This window comes from Yoonia sp. R2331 (assembly GCF_041103235.1).
Taxonomy (GTDB): domain Bacteria; phylum Pseudomonadota; class Alphaproteobacteria; order Rhodobacterales; family Rhodobacteraceae; genus CANMYO01.
Genome location: NZ_JBGCUN010000001.1, coordinates 2,773,988 through 2,795,465 on the forward strand (window position 1 = coordinate 2,773,988; position 21,478 = coordinate 2,795,465).

The window sequence follows — 21,478 nt, forward strand, 5'->3', positions numbered from 1 at the left end:
TGCGCATTGGCTTAGGGCGGGCGGGGCGCTTTTGCGCACCAGCGCAAACAGGACCGTCCCGCACGGCAGGTGACGCATAATGTGGTCCATCGGCCCCATCGGCTTTGCCGCCCCTTGGCTCCTTCTGGGCCTCATCACCCTGCCGATCCTGTGGATTCTGCTGCGTGCCGTGCCCCCCGCACCGATCAAGCGCCGCTTCCCCGGTGTGGCCCTGCTTTTGGGCCTGACCGACGACGACAGCCAATCCGACCGCACCCCATGGTGGCTCCTGCTCCTCCGCCTTCTCGCCGTCGCCGCCCTCATTGTTGGCTTCGCAGGCCCCGTCCTGAACCCGCAATCCGAACGCACCGGCACCGGCCCGCTTTTGATCGTGGCCGACGGCACATGGGCCGATGCCCGCGACTGGCAGGCCCGCAGCGCGCGCATTACCGCGCTTCTGGACGAAGCGACCCGGCAGGGCCGCACCGCCGCCGTGGTCACCCTCACCGATCTGCCCGCCGCCATCACATTCCAATCCGCCGACGCCGTCGCCCAGCGCTTGCCCAACCTCGCCCCGCAGCCGTGGGAACCCGACCCGCAGGCACTTGCCACATTCACCGACATCCTGCCCGCAAGCTTTGACACCTTCTGGCTGTCGGATGGGATCGCCCGCGACAGCCGCGCCGACCTGCTGGCAGTCTTCGAAGACGCAGGCACCGTCACGGTTTTCCAATCCCCGCGCCAGACCATCGGCCTGCGCCCTGCCCGCTTTGAAGAGGGCGAGGTCAAAGTCTCCGCCGTCCGCACCCCCATCGGCAACGCGCTGACCACCACGGTCACGGCCATCGGCCTTGACCCCTCTGGCGTGGAACGCCCGCTCGCCACCGTTGACCTCGACTTCACGGCAGGCGAACCGCTTGCCGAAAACGCCCTCGTCCTGCCGCCAGAGCTGCGCAACCGCGTTACCCGATTTGAACTAACCGGCACCCGCTCAGCTGCCGCTGTCAGCCTTGTCGATGACGCGCTCAGACGGCGCGAAGTTGCCCTGATCTCCGGCGCAGGCGACGCCGAAGGCCTCGAACTGCTCTCGCCGCTCTATTACCTGCGCGAGGCCCTCGCCCCCACCGCCGATCTGATCGACGGCACGATGGAGGACATCCTGCTCGCCAACCCCGATGTCATCGTGTTGGCCGACGTCGCCACGCTGGCAGGGTCAGAGGCGGAAGACGTCCTGCAATGGATCGAAGGTGGCGGGATGCTCTTGCGCTTTGCAGGTCCCCGCCTTGCGGCCTCTGACGTGGGCCGCGCAACCGAAGATCCCCTGCTGCCCGTGCGCCTGCGCTCTGGTGGACGCGCCGTGGGCGGTGCGATGTCATGGGGCGAACCCAAATCGCTGGCCCCCTTCACCGACGGCTCGCCGTTCTTTGGCCTGCCCGTTCCCGCTGACGTCACCGTCAACGCACAAGTCATGGCGCAACCTGACCCGACCTTAGCCTCTCGCGTGATCGCGCAACTGGCCGATGGCACACCGCTGGTCACGCGCAAGATCGTCGGCGAAGGCCAGATCGTCCTTGTCCATGTCACCGCAAACGCCGAATGGTCATCGCTCCCGCTGTCTGGTCTGTTTGTGCAGATGCTCGAACGCCTCGCGGTCTCGACCCGTCCCGCGTCCCCCGATGCGGACGACCTTGAAGGCACAACATGGCTGCCGCAATCGGTGCTTGATGCCTATGGCCGCCTCTCTGATGGCTCCACCCTGCCCGGCGCGGCAGGAGAGGTCGTTGCCTCTGCAACACCGGGCCCCGACCTGCGCCCCGGTATCTATGCATCCGACGATCAACGCCTTGCGATCAACGTGATTGGCGCGCAAACCACCATCGACACCGCCCAATGGCCACCGCGCATTCCCGTCGAAGGCCTCGCCGTGGTGGCAGAAACCCCACTGAAAGGTTGGCTACTGACCGCAGCACTCGCGCTCTTGCTCATTGACATCATCGCCTCGCTTGCGGTGGGTGGCCGGTTACGCGGCCCGCGTGCCGATGTGGCCGTGGCGCTCTTGCTGGCACTGGCCCTCACCGCGCAACCGGCTGAGGCGCAGGACGATTTCGCAATCCAAGCCACCTCCGACGTGGTGCTCGGCCATGTGATCACCGGCAACGCCGATGTCGACCAGACCGCCGCCGCCGGGCTGCTTGGCCTGTCCAACACGCTCTTCCGACGCACTTCCATCGAACCGGCGGCCCCCATTGGCGTTGATATCGAAGCCGATGAACTCGCCTTTTTCCCGTTCCTCTACTGGCCCATCACCGCCGATCAACCGCTGCCCACGCGCGAGGCTTATGCCAAACTCAACCGCTACCTGCGCACCGGCGGCATGATCCTGTTTGATACCCGCGACGCCGACACCGCGCGCTTTGGGTCGTCTTCGCCTGAGGGCCGCAAACTGCAGGCCATCGCCCGCAGCCTCGACATCCCCGCCATTGAACCCATTCCCCAAGACCACGTTCTGACCCGCACCTTCTACCTGCTGCAGGATTTCCCCGGCCGTTACGCCTCCCGCGACGTCTGGGTCGAGGCGGCACCCCCTGACGCCGAACTGGCCGAAGGCATGCCGTTTCGCAACCTCAACGACGGGGTGACACCTGTGGTGATTGGCGGCAATGACTGGGCCAAGGCCTGGGCCGTGGACCAATACGGCGACCGCATGTTCCCCGTTGGCCGCGGCATGGCAGGCGAACGCCAGCGCGAGATTGCGTACCGCTTTGGCGTCAACCTGATCATGCACGTGCTGACCGGCAACTATAAATCCGATCAGGTCCACGTCCCGGACCTGCTGGAAAGGCTCGGCCAATGACCGGCACCGTGGTTCTTGATCCGCTGATCCCGCTGATCGGCCTTTACGTGCTGGCCGCGCTCGCAGCACTTGGTGCGGGGCTCGCCGTCTATCGGCGCCTGTCGGGCTGGTGGCTCCGCGCGCTGGCGGGCATTGCGCTTTTGGCCGCACTGGCCAACCCGTCGCTTCAGCAAGAAGACCGCGAAGCGCTGTCTGACATCGTCATCCTCGTGGTCGACGAAACCGCCAGCCAAAAGGTCGGCAACCGCGTGGACCAGAACGCCACAGCGATCGCCAACGTCGAGGCGGAAATCGCACGCCTCGACAACACCGAACTGCGCATCGTCACGCTGGGGGACGGCGAAGGCGATGCAGGCACCGAACTGATGACAGCTCTTTCGGCAGCGCTGGCCGAAGAACCGCAAGGCCGCATCGCCGGTATCATCCTTTTGACCGACGGGCGCTTGCACGACATTGAACGCGCGCCCGCCCTGCCCGCTCCGCTGCATACGCTGTTGACCGGGCAGCCGGACGACTGGGACCGCCGCCTTGTCGTCACCAATGCCCCCGCCTTTGCGATCCTTGGCGAACAGATCACCCTGTCGCTTGAAATCAACGACCAAGGGGCTGCCCCTGACGCACAATTTGCCCCCCTGACCATCGCCATCGACGGCGGGGAGCCGATGCAATTTGAGGTCCCGGTGGGCGAGAAAATCGACCTGCCGCTGGAACTGCCTCATGGCGGCATGAACGTCATCCAATTCGAAACACCCGCCGTGGATGGCGAATTGACGGACCGCAACAATGCCGCTGTGGTCCAGATCAACGGCGTGCGTGACCGGCTGCGCGTGCTGCTCGTCTCGGGCGAACCCCACGCTGGCGAACGCACATGGCGCAACTTATTGAAGGCCGACAGCTCTGTTGACCTCGTACACTTCACCATCCTGCGCCCGCCCGAAAAGAACGATGGCGTACCGGTGAACGAACTGTCGCTGATCGCCTTTCCCACGCGCGAGCTGTTTTTGGAAAAGATCAATGACTTCGACCTGATCATCTTTGACCGCTACCGCCGCCGCGGGATCCTGCCGAACCCGTACCTTGAAAATATCGTCAACTATGTGGCCGATGGCGGTGCTGTGCTGGTGTCCTCCGGCCCGGAATACGGTGGCGCTGAATCGATTTTCCGCTCGCCTCTTGGCGCGATCCTGCCCGGCCAGCCCAGCGCGCGCGTGTTCGAAGAAGGCTTTGTACCAGAAGTCACCGACCTTGGCGAACGTCACCCGGTGACGACCGGTCTGGCGGCGTTTGCCCCCAACCCTGACCCCGAAAGCGATCTGCCCGGCTGGGGCCGCTGGTTCCGCCTTGTGGATGTGCTGGTGCCTGACACCGCCAACGTGCTGATGTCCGGCCTTGATGACCGCCCGCTTCTTGCACTGGAACGCATCGGCGAGGGGCGCGTGGCGTTGCTCGCCTCTGACCAAAGCTGGCTCTGGGATCGCGGCTTCGAAGGCGGCGGCCCGCAGCTTGAATTGCTGCGCCGTCTGGCCCACTGGATGATGAAAGAACCGGAGTTGGAGGAAGAAGCCCTGACTGCCGAGGCCGCAGGCCAAACCCTGCGCATCATCCGCCGCAGCCTGTCCGAAGACGTCGGTTCTGTCACTGTCACCCACCCAGACGGCACCGAAACCGTGTTAGAGTTGGAAGAGGTCTCACCGGGCCGCTTTGAAACTCTCTGGAACGCGCCAGAGATTGGCCTTTACCGCCTGTCCGAGGGCGAGCGAGAGGCGGTCATGGCCCTGGGCCCCGCCGCCCCGCGCGAGTTGGAACAGACCATCGCCAGCGGTGCCGCGCTGCAAGACCTCGTGGACAGCACCCGTGGTGGCATCCGGCTCGTCTCTGACGGCGACATTGACCTCCGCTCAGTCCGCCCCGGCCGCCCCGCTGCGGGGCGCGGCTGGCTGGGGATCACCCCGCGCGGGGCCTACCAAACCGCCGACATCTCGATCACACCGCTTTTGCCCGCATGGGCGTTCCTGCTGCTGGCCTCGCTGCTGGTGATCGGCGCCTGGCTGCGTGAAGGCCGCCGCTAAGGGGCAGGATTTCCAGAACTCCCCAGATCCACTTTTCTGCGCTATGCTGCCCGCATATTTCAGAATGCCGGGGTTCCAGTATGACCTTTCAGACACTCGACGGGCCGGTCCTTTATATGCTGATGGCCGTGGGGCTGATCTTTGCACTGGCGGGCCTGCGCCTGATCTTCAAGAACAAGGAAGACGAAAACGCAGCCCGGATAGAGCTGTTCGGTCTCAAGTTCCAATCCTCCTCTGCTGGCACCCTTGTCCTGCTAATCGGGGCGGCCTTCCTGTCCACCCCGCTTTTTGCCCCCCGCGCTGATGCCATTGCGCCGCCCGCGCCCGGTACGCCCGCAAATCCGCCCGCCGCCGCAGCCCCCGCTGATCCGCCGTCCGGCGGGGCCACCGCCATTGTCCTGCCCGCCTCTGCCGACGCTGAAGAGGTTGAAAACAACGATGCCATCACCGCCGCGAACCAATTCGCACTCGGTTACGGCGCCAAAGGCAGCTTGGACCGCAACCGCGACGACTTCAGCGACTGGTACGTGATCGACACATCCGGCACCGGGAACACGGACTTTGCCGTCCAGGCCCGGTCATCCGGCAGCTGCCGGGTCTACATCTACGACCAGAACGAAGTCGAGATCGACATGTTTTACTGCGGCAACAATGGCGGCTCGGCTGTCCATAAGGTATTTTCCAAAGGCAACAGCAAGATATTTCTGCAAATCCTGTTCAACAACGGCTCTGGCAGCGTCAAAACAGATTACGAGGTCTTTGTGCGCCGCGTGGCCGACTAACGGATTACATGCACCGCGCAAGGTGCGTGACGCACGACCCGTGCTGCCGTTGATCCCAAAAAATAGTCTTCCAAGCCGGGTTTGTGCGACGCGATGATGATGCTGTCGCTTGCCTGCGCAGTGGCATAATCGACGATCGCGCGGCCCGCATGGCCTGCCTTCACCACCCCTTGCGCATTTGGCAACCCTGCGGCGGCCTCTTCCACTGCGCCCTTTGCGGCCTCCTTTTGCGCCTCCAATGTCCCTGCGGGCAGCTCTGCTGCCGCAAAGGCCGGTATCGCCTCTAACACGTTCAGCACAGTGAACCGCGCGTCTTTGTCGGCAACGGCTCGGGCCACTTCAAAGGATGTCGAAAGTGGATGATCTTGGTCAAAAAGAACGGGAACCAGAATGTTCTTGTACATGGTGTCCTCCTGCTTTTGGTAAGTCACCTTACCACAGAGGACACGCCCTAACCTTGCGCTGCATCAATGTCGGATCACTCGACCTTGACGGCAAAGACATCCGGATGCCAGCCGTCCACGTTGTCCCGCGTGCGCACATAGACCTCGGTGATGCCATCTGGAATGACCACACCGCTGGTGGACCGGGTAAAGGGCTGTTCATTCACATGCGGATGCGCCAGCGGGCGCTCGCCCAACACATTGCCGTCGGCATCCTCGATCCGCCAACCATCGGCATAGTGGTCCCAACCCGTGTCAGCGTGCAGCAGGGTCACATCGAACCGCCAGCTGTCGCCGGACTGCGTCATGCGCACTTGGGTTACCTCGGCGGGATCTGCCAGCGCTGTGCCGGCACACAGGATCAGAGGAACAAGAAATCTCATTCGGTGGACCCTAACAGGATCGTGCGCGGCTGCGATGCAAATTCCCGTGACCAGACCACCCAACCCACGATCAGCGTGGCCGCAAACAACGCCCATGCCCCGACCAGCCAGACCAACGCGCCCAGCGCGAAATACATCGCCCGCAAACCGCGGTTGAAATTGATCGCAGCACGGATGTTCAGCTCTGCCGCCTGCATCCCCTGCGGCATGGCCTTCGGATCGCTGGGATCATTGGGCACCGAGGCCATAATTACCGCGCAATAGCCAAAGACTCGGTTGGCCCAGACGAACTTCAGAAAAGCATTGGTCAGAAACAGCGCCACCAGCCCCAGTTTCAACTGCCAGATTACCGTTGGTGTCGCCTCTGATGTGACCTCGCTGGCGATACCCGACAGCGGTTCGGTATTGCCCATCAGTGCCAGCACACCACCAATCGCCAGAATGTTGGTCGAGGCGAAGAACGACGTGCCTTGTCGCAAGCTCGCCAAGATCTGGCTGTCAAAAATCCGTACTTCGCGCTGCACCATTTCGCGCATCCATGCGCGCCGCCGATCTGCCATCAACACCGTGACCGAAGGGCGCTTGGCGCTGGGGTGTTCAATCATCCATCCCAGCAGCAACCAGACCGCCACCAACCCGCCTGCAGCGGCCAAATCAAGGGCCGACAGGGCCGACAAACGAGAGGTCATATCCATGCCGTGACCCTACCTTTGGAACCTGCCGCTTGCCATACGTCAAAATTGGTAATATAATTTTACCAATAACTGCAATCGGAGACTCATCCCATGCACATGCCAGACCCCAGCGCCCGTATTATCGGCCTGAAATCGCAACTGGTTGAACGTTTGTCTGCGGTCCTGCCTGCGGATGCGGTCATTTCGGACCCGGCTGAGACCCGCGCCTATGAATGCGACGGATTGGCCGCCTACAAATGCCCGCCCTTGCTGGCGGTCCTGCCCAGCACCACCCACGAGGTCGCAGATGTGCTGAAGATTTGTCACGAGATGGGCGTGCCGGTAGTGCCGCGCGGCTCTGGCACCTCGCTGGCCGGTGGTGCGATGCCGACTGCCGACAGTGTCATCCTTGGGGTGGCGCGGCTGAATGACGTGCTGGAAACCGATTACGACAACCGCCTGATCCGGGTGCAATCGGGTCGCACAAACCTCTCCGTCACTGGCGCGGTGGAACAGAATGGCTTTTTTTATGCCCCTGATCCGTCCAGCCAGCTGGCCTGTGCCATCGCAGGTAATATTGCAATGAACTCTGGCGGGGCGCATTGCCTGAAATATGGCGTGACCACCAACAATCTGATGGGCGTCACGATGGTCATGATGGATGGCACAGTGGTTGAGATTGGCGGCGGCCATTTGGATGCAGCCGGGCTCGACCTTTTGGGCGTGATCTGTGGGTCCGAAGGGCAGTTGGGCGTAGTGACCGAGGCCACATTGCGCATCCTGCACAAGCCCGAAGGCGCGCGGCCCATCCTGATGGGCTTTGATTCCGCCGAAGTGGCCGGGCAATGCGTGTCCGACATCATCAAGGCGGGCGTCTTGCCGGTCGCCATCGAATACATGGATAAGCTCTGTATCGAGGTTTGCGAAGCCCACGCGCAGGCCGGCTATCCGCTGTGCGAGGCGCTGCTGATCGTCGAGGTTGAAGGCGCGCCCGCCGAGATTGACGAACAGCTTGCGCTGATCAAGGACATCGCCCGACGCCTGAACCCGGTTGAGATGCGCGAGGCGCAAGACGCCGACGAAGCAGGCCGCATCTGGCTTGGCCGGAAATCGGCGTTTGGTGCCATGGGTCAGGTCAATGACTACATGTGTCTTGACGGCACAGTGCCAGTCAGCCGCCTGCCCGACGTGCTGCGCCGCATAGGAGAGCTGTCGCGCGAATACGGCCTTGATGTCGGCAATGTCTTTCACGCAGGCGACGGCAACATGCACCCGCTGATCCTGTATAACGCCAACACCCCCGGCGATCTGGAACGCTGCGAGGCGCTGGGGGCCGCGATTCTGAAGCTTTGCGTCGAAGAAGGCGGCTGTCTGACCGGCGAACATGGTGTCGGTATCGAAAAGCGTGACCTGATGCGCGCGCAATACACCGAAGCCGACCTCGAGGCGCAGATGGCGGTCAAGGACGTCTTTGACCCGCGCTGGTTGCTAAACCCCGCCAAAGTTTTTCCGCTTGATGCATCCGCCGCGCGCCGTGACGCCGCATAAAGGGGGCTAGCCCCCACGCGGGCAAGCCCGCGCCCCCCAGCATATTTTTATTCAAAAGAAAGATCATGACAGTCACATCCGAAAGCGAACTGGCCGCAGCGATCCGCGATGCCACAGGCCCCCTGCGTATTCAGGGCGGCGGCACCCGGCCCATTGGCCGCCCTGTGGTGGGCGAGGTCCTGTCAACCCGCGGGCTGACCGGGATCACGCTTTACGACCCCGGCGCGCTGACCATCGTGGTCAAGACCGGAACGCCGGTGGAGGAGGTCGAAGCGGCACTGGCCAAAGAAGGTCAACGCCTCGCCTTTGAACCAATGGACCACCGCATGTTGCTCGGCACCGACGGAACACCGACCATCGGTGGCGTCGTGGCGGGCAATATCTCTGGCCCGCGTCGGATTGCCGTGGGGGCCTGCCGTGATTTCATGCTTGGGGTCACCTTCGTCGATGGCAGCGGCACGCTGGTCAAAAACGGCGGGCGGGTGATGAAGAACGTCACCGGGTATGATCTGGTCAAGCTGATGTGCGGGTCATACGGCACCCTCGGCGTAATGACCGAAGTGGCATTAAAGGTGCTGCCGGTTGCATCGGCCGAGACGACTTTGACAATCACCGGCCTTGATCCTGACCAAGCCGTCGGGGCGATGTCTGCAGCGCTTGGTTCACCCTTTGACGTCAACGGTGTGGCCCATGACGGGCAAGATACGCTCTTCCGGTTGGAAGGGTTTTCTGAATCCGTCACATACCGCACGGCGGAATTGACCAAACACCTTGCCCCCTTTGGTACGGCCACACCGATTGACGACAGCGCCGCGCGCTGGCGCGCCATCCGGGACGTGGACGTCCTGGCCGGTGCCTCAGGCGATATCTGGCGGCTATCGGTCAAACCGACCGACGCCCCCGGCATTCTGGAGGCCATCAAGCCATCCGCTGCGCTTCTGGACTGGGGCGGCGGGCTGATCTGGCTGGCGATTCCCCCCGGCACCGACGTGCGCAGCGCCATCGCACAGGGCCACGCCACGCTGATCCGCGGCACGACCCACGGCCCTGCCTTCCACCCCGAACCGGCCCCCGTCGCGGCCATCACCCAAGGCCTGCGCGACCGGTTCGATCCGCGCGGCATCCTGAACCCCGGATTGATGACCTGATGCAGACCCATTTCACCTCAGACCAACTCAAAGACCCCGGCACTGCCCGTGCCAACGAAATCCTGCGCGCCTGCGTTCACTGCGGGTTTTGCACTGCCACCTGCCCCACCTATCAGGTGCTGGGCGATGAACTCGACAGCCCGCGCGGTCGCATCTACCTGATCAAGGACATGCTCGAAAATGAGCGTAAGCCAGATGAAAAAACCGTTAAGCACATTGACCGCTGTTTGTCCTGTCTGGCCTGCATGACCACCTGCCCTTCGGGCGTGCATTACATGCATCTGGTCGATCACGCGCGGGCCTATATCGAAAAACACTATGATCGCCCGTGGTCAGACCGGGCCCTGCGCTGGGTGCTGGCCCGGATCCTGCCCTATCCGATGCGGTTCCGGATCGCACTGCTGGGGGCCAAGATCGGGCGACCCTTTGCCCGGTTCATGCCCGATGCCCGCCTGCGCGCGATGCTGGAAATGGCGCCCAAACACATCCCCCCCGTCAGCCGAAATGACGACCCACAGACCTTTGAGGTGCCAGACGCAAAGATGCGTGTGGTCCTGATGACCGGCTGCGCCCAGCGCGCGCTCAACACCGATATCAACGACGCTACAATCCGGCTGATGACCCGACTTGGGGCCGAGGTTGTGATCCCCGAAGGTCAGGGCTGCTGCGGTGCTTTGACCCACCACATGGGCAAGGAAAACGAAAGCCACGCCACTGCGGCCAGGAACATTCGGGCATGGGCGCGCGAGATTGACAAAGGGTTAAGCGCGATCGTGATCAACACCTCTGGTTGTGGCACAACTGTTAAGGATTATGGCCATATGTTTCGCAATGATCCGGAACTTTCTGCAGATGCGGCAAGGGTTTCGGCCATTGCAAAGGATATCTCGGAAGTGTTGCTCGAACTCACCACCGTCACGACGGTTAACGGATCGCAAGACTCTGACGTGCATGGACTGTGCATTGGTTCTGCATCAGTTGTGCATGATTTTTCTGACGTGAACGTGGCATACCACGCGGCCTGCTCGCTCCAGCACGGTCAGCAAGTAAAATCTGCACCAAAGGACCTTTTGCGCGCTGCGGGCTTTACTGTCTTGGAACCGGCAGACAGTCATTTGTGCTGCGGGTCTGCGGGGACTTACAACCTGATGCAGCCCGAGATTTCCAAACAGCTCAAGACTAGAAAAGTGCAAACGCTAGAAGCGCTTAGCCCTGACATTATCGCGGCTGGCAACATCGGGTGCATGATGCAGATTGGCGGTGCGACGGACGTGCCTATCGTCCACACGGTCGAGCTTTTGGATTGGGCGACGGGCGGGCCAAAGCCTCCCGCATTGTCGGCCAACGCAAATGCCACACCTGCCGTGCCAATCCTGCGTTAACGCCTTAATATTGCCCTAACAGCGCACTAGGCTCGCCCCCGATCTATCGGAGCATCCATGCGTTATTTTATTGTCTTTGCGTCACTTTTTCTGGGTCTGGCAACCCAGGCCCTTGCGCAGATTGCGGATGAAACACCGCTTGTCACGCTTGAAACTGGCGAGGCATCGCGCGGTTGGGAAGGTGTCGGGCGGTTGGACATCGACGGCACCGGCTTTTGCACCGCCGCCCTGATCGAGGAACGGCTGATTCTCACTGCCGCCCATTGTGTGTATGGCCAAAATGGCCGTTTGCTGCCCGCAGAGGCGTTTCAATTCAACGCAGGGCTGCGCGGCGGCCGGGCAGAGGCGACACGGGGCGTTAACCGTTTGGTCGCGCACCCCGAGTATATTTTCACAGGCAAAACCGGACGCGCCGGCGGTGTCGCAATGGACATCGCCGTCCTCGAACTTGACCGCTCCATCCGCCTGACCCGCGTGCAGCCTTTTGACGTCGCCGCTGACCCGCGCCGCGGCGACCAGATCGGCGTTGTGTCCTATGGTCGGGGCCGCGCGAACGCCGCAAGTCTGCAAGAAGTGTGCAGCGTCATGGGGCGTCAATCAGGCGTGTTGATCATGACCTGCGACATCGAACCGGGGTCGAGCGGCGCGCCGGTATTTACGCTTGAAAACGGCAAACCGCGCATCGTCTCGGTCGTGTCTTCCATGTCCAGTCTGGGCGAAAGAGAGGTCTCGCTTGGCACCTCCCTCAACGAACCGTTGCAAGAGCTTTTGCGCCACTTTGCCAGCGTCGGCCCGGCCAAACCGGGCGGGTCGCAACGGCTGATCCAGATGGGTGAACGCAACGACACCGGTGCGAAATTCGTCCGGCCTTAAGGGTCTTGAAACCGCAAAATCGCTCCCCAAATAATGACTATCGGAACGCCGGGAACCGGGTTTCGACAAAACCGGCCTGTCCCCAATGGGAAGGCTAAACAACTGTTATCGCTTGATAAAGGATGACCTGATATGCGTAGTTTTGATCTGACACCACTTTACCGTGCCACCGTTGGCTTTGACCAAATTGCCGACCTGATGGACCGGGCGCTGGCCTCTGACGTGGGCAACTCCAGCTACCCCCCTTACAACATCGAAAAGACCAGCGAAGATGGCTGGCGCATTTCGATTGCCGTTGCTGGTTTCAGCGACGAAGACCTGTCCATCGAAGTCAAGGATCGCGCCCTGATCGTCACCGCCCGCAAAGCGGAAGACACAGAAGAGCGGACCTACCTGCACCGTGGCATCGCCAACCGCGCGTTCGAACGCCGCTTCACCCTTGCCGATCACGTACAGGTCACAGGGGCGGCCCATGAAAACGGCATGCTCCACATCGATCTGGTGCGCGAAGTGCCCGAAGCGCTGAAACCGCGCCGCATTACGATTGCAAAATCGACACCAAAACAGGCCGATGTGATTGAGGCCGATAAGGTCAACTAGACCTCTTACAGCTTCAAATTGCGATTGGGCGGGGCTTTCCCCGCCCTTTTTCATGCCCGGCGCGGCACAAAGGCGCGGTAAATCACGGGCAGATTTGCCATGATGATGAATGCGCTCAGCGCGATCTTGGACATGCTCTCCATCGTGCCTTCGATCAGCACCGCATGTGCCACGGTTCCCCCAACAATAACCGCCGCCAAGCCCGCATGCAGCCGCCGCCACGCCTTTGGCCGAAATTTCCGACGCAGCAGCGCCACCAACGCGCTGGCGAACACCGCCCACATCGCGATCGCCCCCCAGACCCCAAAGGGTGTGGGCGATGCAAACAGCAACACGTCAATGACATCAGGTGGGCTGGTGATCCAAAGCCCCGCGATATGCGCCAGAACCGCCAACAACAGCAGCACACCCGTAACCCGATGCATCCGCCGCCCCGTGATCCCCTGAAACCCCGGCAGATGCCCGGCGATCAACACCGGCTGCACCAGAAGCAGCGTCATCCCGATGATCCCGGCAAAGCCTGCCGCGATATAGATCGGCTGCCGCCACGCCAACAACGGACTGGTTGCCGCCAGCGCAAGCGGGACAATCAAAAAGCACAGAAAAACGAACCAAATCTGAAGGTTATACCCTCTGCCGTCCGCCTTGGTCACAACGTGGCAAGCACGAAATCGGCGTTCAGTGAGGTATCGCTTGAGCTTGCCAGCAGGGGCCGCAAAAACACCGTTTCAAACCCGTCCGCCTCAGATGCCAAATGCCCATGAGCCTGGCCAAAAGCGGGCACGATCTGCGGCATATCCATGCGGAAAACGCCCTGCGCATCGGTCAGGGTGGCCCCATGGCTATGCGCGTCGCGCTCATGCCCTTCGGTCGTATGCGCCCAGATCTGAATGCGCACGCCCTGCAGCGGTGCACCATCACCCGCACGGCGCACCGTGCCCGTCATCATGAAACCACCGCCGCCAATCCGCTCTACAATCGGGGCGCCGGGGCGATAGTTATTGGCCCCACCGCGCATTGACGGGGTCGGGGCAAGTGACTGCGCCTGCGCGGGCGACAAAAGACCGGTGGCAAAGCTGGCGCTCGCGGCAGCGGTCGCGATAAAGCGGCGGCGGGAGGCTCTGAATTTTGTCATCTGCAATGCTCCTTTTGAAGTTAAACGCAAGGAAGCGCGGAATTTGTCGGTGTTACCGTAAACCTAGTCCGATTTCTGCCAATTCCGATAGCTCACATGGTAGCACCACCGTCACAGATCAGTGAGCTTGCGCCCAATTCGCCCCCTGTCCTGCATCCACAGACAGCTTCACATCCAGTTTCACGGCAGGGTCGGACGTGTTCTCCATCACATCCCGTGCGGTGCCAATCAGATCGTCAACAGCGCCCTTTTCCACCTCAAAGAGCAGTTCATCATGCACCTGCAGCAGCATCTTCGCGGGCATCCCTGCAATCGCATCCGGCATCCGGATCATCGCCCGGCGGATCACGTCGGCGGCAGTTCCTTGGATCGGCGCATTGATCGCCGCGCGCTTGGCAAAGCCTGCATGCGGCCCCTTGGCGTTGATCTCTGGCGTGTTGATCCGCCGCCCAAACAGCGTCTGCACGTATCCATGCTCTTTGGCAAAGGCTACCGTGTCGTCCATGTAGGCGCGAATGCCGGGAAAACGTTCGAAGTAGCGGTCGATAAACCCCTGTGCTTCGGCCCGCGGAATGCGCAGATTGCGCGCTAGACCGAAACCGGAAATGCCGTAGATCACGCCGAAATTGATCGCCTTGGCCTGTCTGCGCACATCCGGGGTCATTTCTTCCAACGGGACGTTAAACATCTCGGACGCCGTCAAAGCATGGATATCCACACCATCCCGGAACGCCTGTTTCAACTCTTCAATGCCCGCCACATGCGCCAAGATCCGTAGCTCAATCTGACTATAATCCAAGGACACCAGAACCTTGCCATCTTCCGCGACAAAGGCCTCTCTGATCCGCCGGCCCTCTTCGCTGCGCACCGGGATGTTCTGCAAATTCGGATCAGTCGAGGCCAGCCGCCCCGTGTTCGCACCGGCGATAGAGTAAGAGGTGTGAACACGACCGGTCTCTGCGTTAATATGTTCTTGCAGCGCATCGGTATAAGTTGATTTCAGCTTCGACAGTTGCCGCCAATCCAGGATCAGCCCCGGGATTTCATGCTCTGTCGCCAAATCCTCCAGAATGTCAGCCCCGGTGGAATACGCGCCGGTCTTGCCCTTCTTTCCGCCGGGCAGCGCCAACTCATCAAACAGGATTTCGCCCAATTGCTTAGGTGAACCGACGTTGAATTTCCGGCCCGCCTTGTCCTGAATTTCATCCTCCAGACCCGCCATCTTCTGGCTAAAGGCGTTGGACATCCGCGACAGCGTATCGCGGTCCACCTTGATCCCCGCCATCTCCATCTCGGCCAGCACCGGGATCATGGGACGCTCAAGCGTTTCATACACCGTCGTAACCTTGCGGGTATGCAGTTTCGGCTTCAGCAACTGCCACAGTCGCAGCGTGATATCCGCATCCTCAGCCGCATATTTCACCGCATCATCAACACCAACCCGGTCAAAGGTGATCGCTGATTTTCCGCTTCCCAACAATGGCTTAATCGGGATCGGCGTGTGCCCCAGATAGCGCTCTGACAGCAGGTCCATCCCGTGGTTATGCTCGCCCGCGTGCATCGCATAAGACAGCAGCATCGTGTCATCGACAGGGGCCACGTTGACCCCCTGGCGCGCGAAAATCTTGGCGTCGTATTTCATGTTCTGCCCGATCTTCAGGACGCTCTCATCCTCCAGCACGGGCTTCAGCATCGCGAGACAATCCTCAAAGGGCATTTGCCCCTCGGCCAGTTCGTCAGAGCCGAACAAATCATCAGCACCACCCGCCTTGTGGGTCAGCGGGATGTAGCAGGCCTCTCCGGCCTCAACGCAAAGCGAGATGCCAACCAAATCGGCGCGCATTTCGTTCAGCGCGGTCGTCTCGGTATCAATCGCCACATAGCCGCGTTCCCGGATACGGTCGATCCAGACCTGCAGTGCCACCGCATCGCGAACGCATTCATAAAGCTCTGGATCAAAAGGTTTTTCTTCCGGTTGGGCCGCTTCTTCTGCTTGCGGGGCCGCTTCGATCACCGGGGGCTCAACACCTAACTTGTCGGCGATCCGCTTGGTGACGGTCCGAAACTCCATCTCGGCCAAAAAAGCCATCAACGGATCAATCTCCGGGTCGCGGATTTCTAGGCTATCAAGGTCGAACGGCAGGTCCATCCCGCAATCCAACTGCACCAACTTCTTGGACAGCTCAATCTGCGCGCGATTGTCGATCAGGGTCTGTCGGCGCTTGGGTTGCTTGATCTCGGTCGCCCGGTCCAGCAAGCTTTCCAAGTCCCCATATTCATTAATCAAAAGTGCCGCCGTCTTGATCCCGATGCCTGGCGCACCTGGCACGTTGTCAACCGAATCCCCTGCCAGCGCCTGCACATCCACGACGCGGTCAGGCCCAACACCAAATTTTTCGACGACACCGTCACTGTCGATCCGCTTGTTCTTCATTGGGTCCAACATCTCGACCCCACCGCCAACAAGCTGCATCAGGTCCTTGTCTGAACTCAGGATCGTGACCCGCCCTCCGGCATCGCGGGCCTGATGGGCAAGCGTGGCGATGATGTCATCCGCCTCGAACCCCTCAATCTCTTCGCAGGCAATGTTGAACGCCCGTGTCGCATCACGGGTCAGCGGAATTTGCGGGCGCAAATCCTCTGGCATCGCTTCGCGGTTCGCCTTGTATTGGTCATACATGTCATTGCGGAACGTATGGCTGCCCTTGTCAAAGATCACCGCAACATGGGTTGCAGCATCAGGGCCGGTGTTGCCCTCGATATAGCGCTGCAACATGTTCACAAAACCGCTGACGGCACCGACCGGTAAACCATCAGACTTGCGCGTCAAAGGTGGAAGGGCGTGATAAGCGCGAAAGATAAAGGCAGAGCCGTCAATCAGATGCAGATGGCAGCCTTTGCCGAAAGTTGTCATCGCGTGTCCCCCTGATCGTCGCCCTTGGTTTTTGCCATGAACGCGGCTGGGGGGCCAGATCAGACTTTGCCTTCAAAATCCTCATGGATATATTTCGCATCACAGTAAGGGCATTCGACCCAGCCGTGTTCCTTTGGCAGTTGCAACCAGACACGCGGGTGGCCCAATCCGCCCTCCCCACCATCGCAGGCAATACGCCAGTCTTTGACGATCTTGGTTTCCGGTGCGGGACGTGTCATGGGTCGGCCTGTCTGTTGTCGCGGGTCTGATCCGCCATATCTCAGGCGCGACACTAATACGACCCTGTCCCGGTGGAAAGACGCCAATGACCGATCAAGCGCTGCAAATATCTGGCCTGACCAAGACCTACGCCGCCACTGGACGCGCCCCCGCCAAGGATGCGCTGAAAGGCGTTGATCTGGATATCCCGCGCGGGTCGATCTTTGGGCTTCTGGGGCCAAATGGAGCGGGCAAGTCCACGCTGATCAATATTCTGGCCGGGCTGGTCAACAAAACCGCTGGCAGCGTGGAAATCTGGGGCTTTGACCAGGATGTGAACCCGCGCCAAAGCCGCGCTGCCATCGGGATCATGCCGCAGGAACCCAACCTTGATCCTTTCTTCACACCCCGCGGATCACTTGATGTGCAGGCGGGGCTTTACGGCGTGCCCAAAGCGCAACGGCGTACCGATGAAATCCTTGAACTGATTGGTCTTTCCGACAAGGCAGAAGCTTACGCCCGCTCACTTTCCGGCGGCATGCGGCGGCGTTTGCTGCTGGGTAAGGCGTTAGTGCATGACCCCAACATTCTAGTGCTGGATGAACCAACAGCGGGTGTCGATATCGAATTGCGCAATATGCTGTGGGACAACGTCCGCGACCTGAACCGTGCGGGCAAAACGATCATTCTGACCACCCACTACCTCGAAGAGGCAGAGGCGATGTGCGACGAGATTGCGATCATCAATCATGGCGAGATGATCGTGCGTGACACAACATCCAATCTGCTCAGCACGCTGGATCAAAAGACACTTGTCATTACACCGACTCAAGCCGCCGATCTGCCCGTCCTGCCGGATGGCGCGTCGGGGCAAATCCGCTCTGATGGCACGCTTGCAATCACCTATGCCGCCAGCGCCACCCCGGCAGAGGCGATCCTATCCGCCATCCAAAGCGCCGGGATCAGCATCCGTGATGTCACAACCGAACAGCCGGACCTCGAAGACGTCTTCTTGTCGTTGACCTCTGGCAAATAGGTTGCCGGGCGGGTGGGGCGCCTTTGCCGCTTGCGGCAAACAGCGTCAGCCGGCTGGCAACATCCGGCCCAGCTGAGCGCCGCCAATGATATGCATGTGAAAATGCGGCACATCCTGCACCCCATGGGTGCGAGTATTGGCAATCGCGCGGAATCCTGCATCGACACCCGTGATCCTGCACACCTCTGCCACGGCTGCAAAAAATCCTGCCTGCTCAGCAGCGCTCGCGGCCCCTGCGAAGTGATCCAAAGAGACATATGGTCCCTTTGGGATCACCAGCACATGCACCGGCGCTTGCGGGTTTATGTCATTAAATGCCAGTGCATGGTCGCTTTCGAACACGGTCTGGTTGGGGATCTCCCCGCGCAGGATCTTGGCAAAAATGTTCTGGTCGTCATAATCGAACATGTCGGCTCCTCAATCGACAAAAAGGTGCGGCGTCTCGGCAATTGCCTTGGCAGTATCATCATTCACGCTCAGAAACTTGGCGATTTCACCCGCATTTCGCTCGGCAGTCCAGCTTTCGCGAATGCGGCAGTGATGCGCAAACTCAGCGTCGCGAATACGGTCGCTTTCAAATATCACGTCATAGCGGATTGTCGGCAAAATTTGCGCAATCGCGTCGTTTGATGTCTGCTCGCCCGCCAGCCCAACGCGGCGCGCATGACCTGCAAGGTATTCGTCCGTCATTTCACATTCGACCTCCAGCAACCGTGTTGTCGCGCGGTCGGCGAAAAAGTCTTGCATCAGGTCAAAATTCGACGTGTCCAGACAGATGATCATGCGGTCGGATTCGTAGTAGTCAAACAGCATCCGCATTAACGCGCGGCGATGGCGGGTCCGCTTGGCCAGCGTGGATTGGATGCCGCCCAGATCCGGCATCGCAGTATCTTCTTCGTTGAACAGATATTCGACAGCCGGAATGTTGGTGCAATGCTTGATCCCACCCAGCAAACGCTTGGCCACGTGCCATTTCTTGCAAGCGACAATCAGCAGCTCACGATCATGCCCCAGCGATGTTTCAGTCTCCCAAAACCGCGTGGCAAACCGCCGTCCGACCCGCCCCCGACCCGTCAGAAATTTGAAAAGGCTGCGCCCTTCATCAGAAATCTTGAAATCGTCCCGGTCAGAGGCATAAAGCGCACCCAGCCGCGACTTTAGCTCTTTCGCTTCGGGGCTGATCTTACGGGCAAACAACGCATCCTGTGACAGCAAGAGATCATAGTGGTCGTTGTAGAACGTGACCGGCATCCCGTAGTCGGTGAACATCAAAAACGTCAGCGTCCGCGCCTTGATCTCCGACCCCGGTACAAGGTGGCGCACGAGGGTTTGAAAAAACGTCTCATCCGGGATCCAGGTCGTCTTGAAAAAGCGCATCACGTCCTTGCGCCGCGCGACAAACTCCAAAATCGCCTCGACCGTGCGGCGGCGCAAACACCACCATTGGCTGCCGATCATCACCTGAATGTCGCTGGGGATGTCACGTGTCAGTCCAAGCCAACGTTGCAGCCGAAAACTACTGTAAAACAACGCCTTCTGCGTGCGCTCGTTGAAGAAGTGACGATAAATCAGCCGTTCTTCGCGCCAGCCGGTTTTGATCCAATCGCTGTTGTGAAAATCAAAACTTTCCACATAGTCGACGTCTTCTGCGTCCAGAAACTGATGCGCAAAAGCCGCCGACTTGATTGCCATGCAATCGCCAGAAACCATGTAGAAATGCGTGGCCCGCGGAAAGGCGGCTTCGGCCGCTTCAACCGCATAAAGCGTGGCCTGCACCAACGACCATTCGCCCCAGCCACATTTGATGCGTTTGGTTGCAAAAGTGACATTCGGGTTGTCGCCCAATGCGTCTTGGATTTGGGCAAACGCTGCTTTTGGGGCGCGGGCATCGAAATGAATCGCAATATAGTCGCCCGCTGCCGTCAGCTGTTCGGCCTGTTGCACGATGGCATCGGGATCCTTGTGACACAGCAGAATGAAGGCAATTTTTGCCATGATGGAAACGGTCCTGCCCGAAGCGCACTATTGTTTACACGTCATAGCGTGAACAGACATTGAATATACAGGGTTTCTTTGCTTTTCAGGGTCAACTAATAGAATGACGTAGATGTCAGGCACCTGTGTTCCCTGACGCGGAGGGTTCGGTTCATGGGTTTCCCCGGCACGTGGATGACAGAAAGTGAAAGTGTGGTGTATCGGGTCGTCCCGAAATGCGCCTGCTCGACCATCGGTCAGATCATGTTCTATTCTGACCACGGCGCGTTCTTTGACGGCGACATTCACGACGCCAAGCATGGCATGCACAAGTGGGCGATGGATGAAAGCCAGCCGGTGATCAGCGCGAACGTCAAAGCGCATAATTCCTATGCCTTTACCTGCGTGCGAAACCCCTACACCCGCATCCTGTCATCCTTCTTTGACAAGATTTGTGGCATTCAGCGCAATGGTCGCAGGTATCGCGGCAACCTTGTGCCACTTCTGATCCAGAAATACGGGATCGAGGTGGGTGACCCCGAAACCGGCTTTGAATTCGATCAGATCAAATCCTTCCGCCGCTTTTTGCTGTTTGCGCGCGATACCATCCGCTGGCGCCGCCCGATGGAACCTGACATTCATTGGTCCGCAATGTCTGGCCATATCAGCACGTTCATCGTGAACGGCGGCCGCTATGATAAGATTTTCTGGACCGAAAGCTTCAATGACGGGATGCAGCAGGTGCTCGACAAGATCGACACGCCGCACCCGGTCGATCTGTCGGCGATCCCCCGCTTCAACGAAAGCGAGGGCCACGGACCGAAACGCCAGCACCCGGTCGAGGACTATTTCGACGATCTGTCGATGCATCTGGTCTATGAAATCTACAAGAAAGATTTCCAGCTGTTCAAATACGACTTTGAAAACCCCGGCAACAAGATGCCCGTGGGCGAAATTGACCTGCACGAAGTTCACGCCAAGCTGGGCGAATGACAGCCGGATATTCAGGCACCCCGCTTTGGAAAAAGCTGGGCCTGAAAGACGGAATGGCTGCAGAAGTGATAAACCCGCCTGATAGTTATTCCCATCATCTCTTGTCAGGATCGCCGGTTGTGAATTGGGGGGCCGTTGCAGATCAGGACTTTGTCCATCTTTTCACGACGCTCCGAGCAGAGCTTGAGGAAGTGCTGACCGCCCGCCTATCGACCATGGCGCGCGATGGCATGATCTGGGTCAGTTGGCCCAAGAAGACGTCCAAAGTGCCAACAGAAGTCATCGAAGACACGATCAGAGAGGTCGCGCTGCCGATAGGCCTCGTGGATGTGAAGGTCTGCGCCGTGACCGAGGTTTGGTCCGGGCTCAAACTGATGATCCGCAAGGAATTGCGCTAGCGGAAGTTTGATTTTCCATGGCCCGCCCCTAGGATTAAAGTGATGACAACACCGCCCGGTTGGAAATGTCCAAG

Annotated in this window: 20 protein-coding genes; 11 read left to right on the forward strand and 9 right to left on the reverse strand. The window is 60.1% G+C overall.

Annotation, left to right across the window (positions count from 1 at the left end):
• The first annotated feature begins 79 nt into the window (after positions 1 to 79).
• The 3 genes from AB3Y40_RS14280 to AB3Y40_RS14290 all read left to right on the forward strand — a co-directional run bounded on the left by AB3Y40_RS14280 (position 80) and on the right by AB3Y40_RS14290 (position 5,684).
• Positions 80 to 2,833, forward strand: a complete 2,754-nt coding sequence (locus AB3Y40_RS14280; protein ID WP_369439455.1) for a DUF4159 domain-containing protein — start codon at positions 80 to 82, stop codon at positions 2,831 to 2,833.
• Complete coding sequence (locus AB3Y40_RS14285) at positions 2,830 to 4,902, forward strand: hypothetical protein (protein ID WP_369439456.1); 2,073 nt, start codon at positions 2,830 to 2,832, stop codon at positions 4,900 to 4,902. Before AB3Y40_RS14280 ends, AB3Y40_RS14285 begins: the two co-directional genes overlap by 4 nt.
• Before the next feature lie 80 nt (positions 4,903 to 4,982).
• Positions 4,983 to 5,684: a hypothetical protein gene (locus AB3Y40_RS14290; RefSeq protein WP_369439457.1), complete on the forward strand. Its 702-nt coding sequence runs from the start codon at positions 4,983 to 4,985 to the stop codon at positions 5,682 to 5,684.
• On the opposite strand, the gene AB3Y40_RS14295 is transcribed toward AB3Y40_RS14290, so the two are convergent.
• The 3 genes from AB3Y40_RS14295 to AB3Y40_RS14305 form a co-directional block, all read right to left on the reverse strand.
• Positions 5,681 to 6,088 (reverse strand): universal stress protein, encoded by a 408-nt coding sequence (locus AB3Y40_RS14295; protein WP_369439458.1) that lies wholly within the window; start codon positions 6,086 to 6,088, stop codon positions 5,681 to 5,683. The two genes, AB3Y40_RS14290 and AB3Y40_RS14295, sit on opposite strands and share 4 nt — an antisense overlap.
• A gap of 74 nt (positions 6,089 to 6,162) precedes the next feature.
• Complete coding sequence (locus AB3Y40_RS14300; RefSeq protein ID WP_369439459.1) at positions 6,163 to 6,510, reverse strand: hypothetical protein; 348 nt, start codon at positions 6,508 to 6,510, stop codon at positions 6,163 to 6,165.
• Positions 6,507 to 7,205, reverse strand: coding sequence for a DUF599 domain-containing protein (locus AB3Y40_RS14305; protein WP_369439460.1), 699 nt, complete (start codon positions 7,203 to 7,205; stop codon positions 6,507 to 6,509). Before AB3Y40_RS14305 ends, AB3Y40_RS14300 begins: the two co-directional genes overlap by 4 nt.
• A gap of 90 nt (positions 7,206 to 7,295) precedes the next feature.
• Here AB3Y40_RS14305 and AB3Y40_RS14310 point away from each other — a divergent pair, with 90 nt between their 5' ends.
• The 5 genes from AB3Y40_RS14310 (at position 7,296) to AB3Y40_RS14330 (ending at position 12,735) form a co-directional block, all read left to right on the forward strand.
• Positions 7,296 to 8,732, forward strand: a complete 1,437-nt coding sequence (locus tag AB3Y40_RS14310) for an FAD-linked oxidase C-terminal domain-containing protein (protein WP_369439461.1) — start codon at positions 7,296 to 7,298, stop codon at positions 8,730 to 8,732.
• A gap of 65 nt (positions 8,733 to 8,797) precedes the next feature.
• Positions 8,798 to 9,880 carry a glycolate oxidase subunit GlcE gene (glcE, locus tag AB3Y40_RS14315; RefSeq protein ID WP_369439462.1) on the forward strand — a complete coding sequence of 361 codons (1,083 nt, stop codon included), beginning with the start codon at positions 8,798 to 8,800 and terminating at the stop codon, positions 9,878 to 9,880.
• Positions 9,880 to 11,262: a glycolate oxidase subunit GlcF gene (gene glcF, locus AB3Y40_RS14320; protein WP_369439463.1), complete on the forward strand. Its 1,383-nt coding sequence runs from the start codon at positions 9,880 to 9,882 to the stop codon at positions 11,260 to 11,262. The genes glcE and glcF overlap by 1 nt, the downstream gene beginning before the upstream one ends.
• A 57-nt stretch (positions 11,263 to 11,319) precedes the next feature.
• Positions 11,320 to 12,135: a trypsin-like serine peptidase gene (locus AB3Y40_RS14325; RefSeq protein WP_369439464.1), complete on the forward strand. Its 816-nt coding sequence runs from the start codon at positions 11,320 to 11,322 to the stop codon at positions 12,133 to 12,135.
• A 132-nt stretch (positions 12,136 to 12,267) separates the two neighbouring features.
• A complete protein-coding gene (locus tag AB3Y40_RS14330) occupies positions 12,268 to 12,735 on the forward strand; it encodes an Hsp20 family protein (protein WP_369439465.1) in 468 nt (155 codons plus the stop codon).
• Positions 12,736 to 12,785: 50 nt separating this feature from the next.
• On the opposite strand, the gene AB3Y40_RS14335 is transcribed toward AB3Y40_RS14330, so the two are convergent.
• From AB3Y40_RS14335 to AB3Y40_RS14350, 4 genes are all read right to left on the reverse strand, one after another.
• Positions 12,786 to 13,289 carry a ferric reductase gene (locus tag AB3Y40_RS14335; protein ID WP_369439466.1) on the reverse strand — a complete coding sequence of 168 codons (504 nt, stop codon included), beginning with the start codon at positions 13,287 to 13,289 and terminating at the stop codon, positions 12,786 to 12,788.
• Between the two features lie 95 nt (positions 13,290 to 13,384).
• A complete protein-coding gene (locus AB3Y40_RS14340) occupies positions 13,385 to 13,870 on the reverse strand; it encodes a peptidase associated/transthyretin-like domain-containing protein (RefSeq protein ID WP_369439467.1) in 486 nt (161 codons plus the stop codon).
• A gap of 118 nt (positions 13,871 to 13,988) precedes the next feature.
• Entirely contained in the window at positions 13,989 to 16,784 is a 2,796-nt protein-coding gene (polA, locus tag AB3Y40_RS14345; protein WP_369439468.1) for a DNA polymerase I, read from the reverse strand.
• 59 nt (positions 16,785 to 16,843) lie between these two features.
• Positions 16,844 to 17,023, reverse strand: a complete 180-nt coding sequence (locus AB3Y40_RS14350; protein WP_369439469.1) for a zinc-finger domain-containing protein — start codon at positions 17,021 to 17,023, stop codon at positions 16,844 to 16,846.
• Positions 17,024 to 17,109: 86 nt separating this feature from the next.
• Between AB3Y40_RS14350 and AB3Y40_RS14355 the strand changes: the two genes are divergently transcribed.
• Positions 17,110 to 18,039: an ABC transporter ATP-binding protein gene (locus AB3Y40_RS14355; RefSeq protein ID WP_369439470.1), complete on the forward strand. Its 930-nt coding sequence runs from the start codon at positions 17,110 to 17,112 to the stop codon at positions 18,037 to 18,039.
• 45 nt (positions 18,040 to 18,084) lie between these two features.
• Here the strand turns inward: AB3Y40_RS14355 and AB3Y40_RS14360 are convergent, their stop codons facing one another.
• Together AB3Y40_RS14360 and AB3Y40_RS14365 are read right to left on the reverse strand one after the other, a co-directional pair.
• Entirely contained in the window at positions 18,085 to 18,447 is a 363-nt protein-coding gene (locus AB3Y40_RS14360; protein WP_369439471.1) for an HIT domain-containing protein, read from the reverse strand.
• Between the two features lie 9 nt (positions 18,448 to 18,456).
• A complete protein-coding gene (locus AB3Y40_RS14365) occupies positions 18,457 to 20,034 on the reverse strand; it encodes a DUF5928 domain-containing protein (RefSeq protein ID WP_369439472.1) in 1,578 nt (525 codons plus the stop codon).
• 153 nt (positions 20,035 to 20,187) lie between these two features.
• Here AB3Y40_RS14365 and AB3Y40_RS14370 point away from each other — a divergent pair, with 153 nt between their 5' ends.
• Positions 20,188 to 21,006: a sulfotransferase family protein gene (locus AB3Y40_RS14370; RefSeq protein ID WP_369439473.1), complete on the forward strand. Its 819-nt coding sequence runs from the start codon at positions 20,188 to 20,190 to the stop codon at positions 21,004 to 21,006.
• Positions 21,003 to 21,404 carry a DUF3052 family protein gene (locus tag AB3Y40_RS14375; RefSeq protein WP_369439474.1) on the forward strand — a complete coding sequence of 134 codons (402 nt, stop codon included), beginning with the start codon at positions 21,003 to 21,005 and terminating at the stop codon, positions 21,402 to 21,404. Before AB3Y40_RS14370 ends, AB3Y40_RS14375 begins: the two co-directional genes overlap by 4 nt.
• Positions 21,405 to 21,478 lie beyond the last annotated feature (74 nt).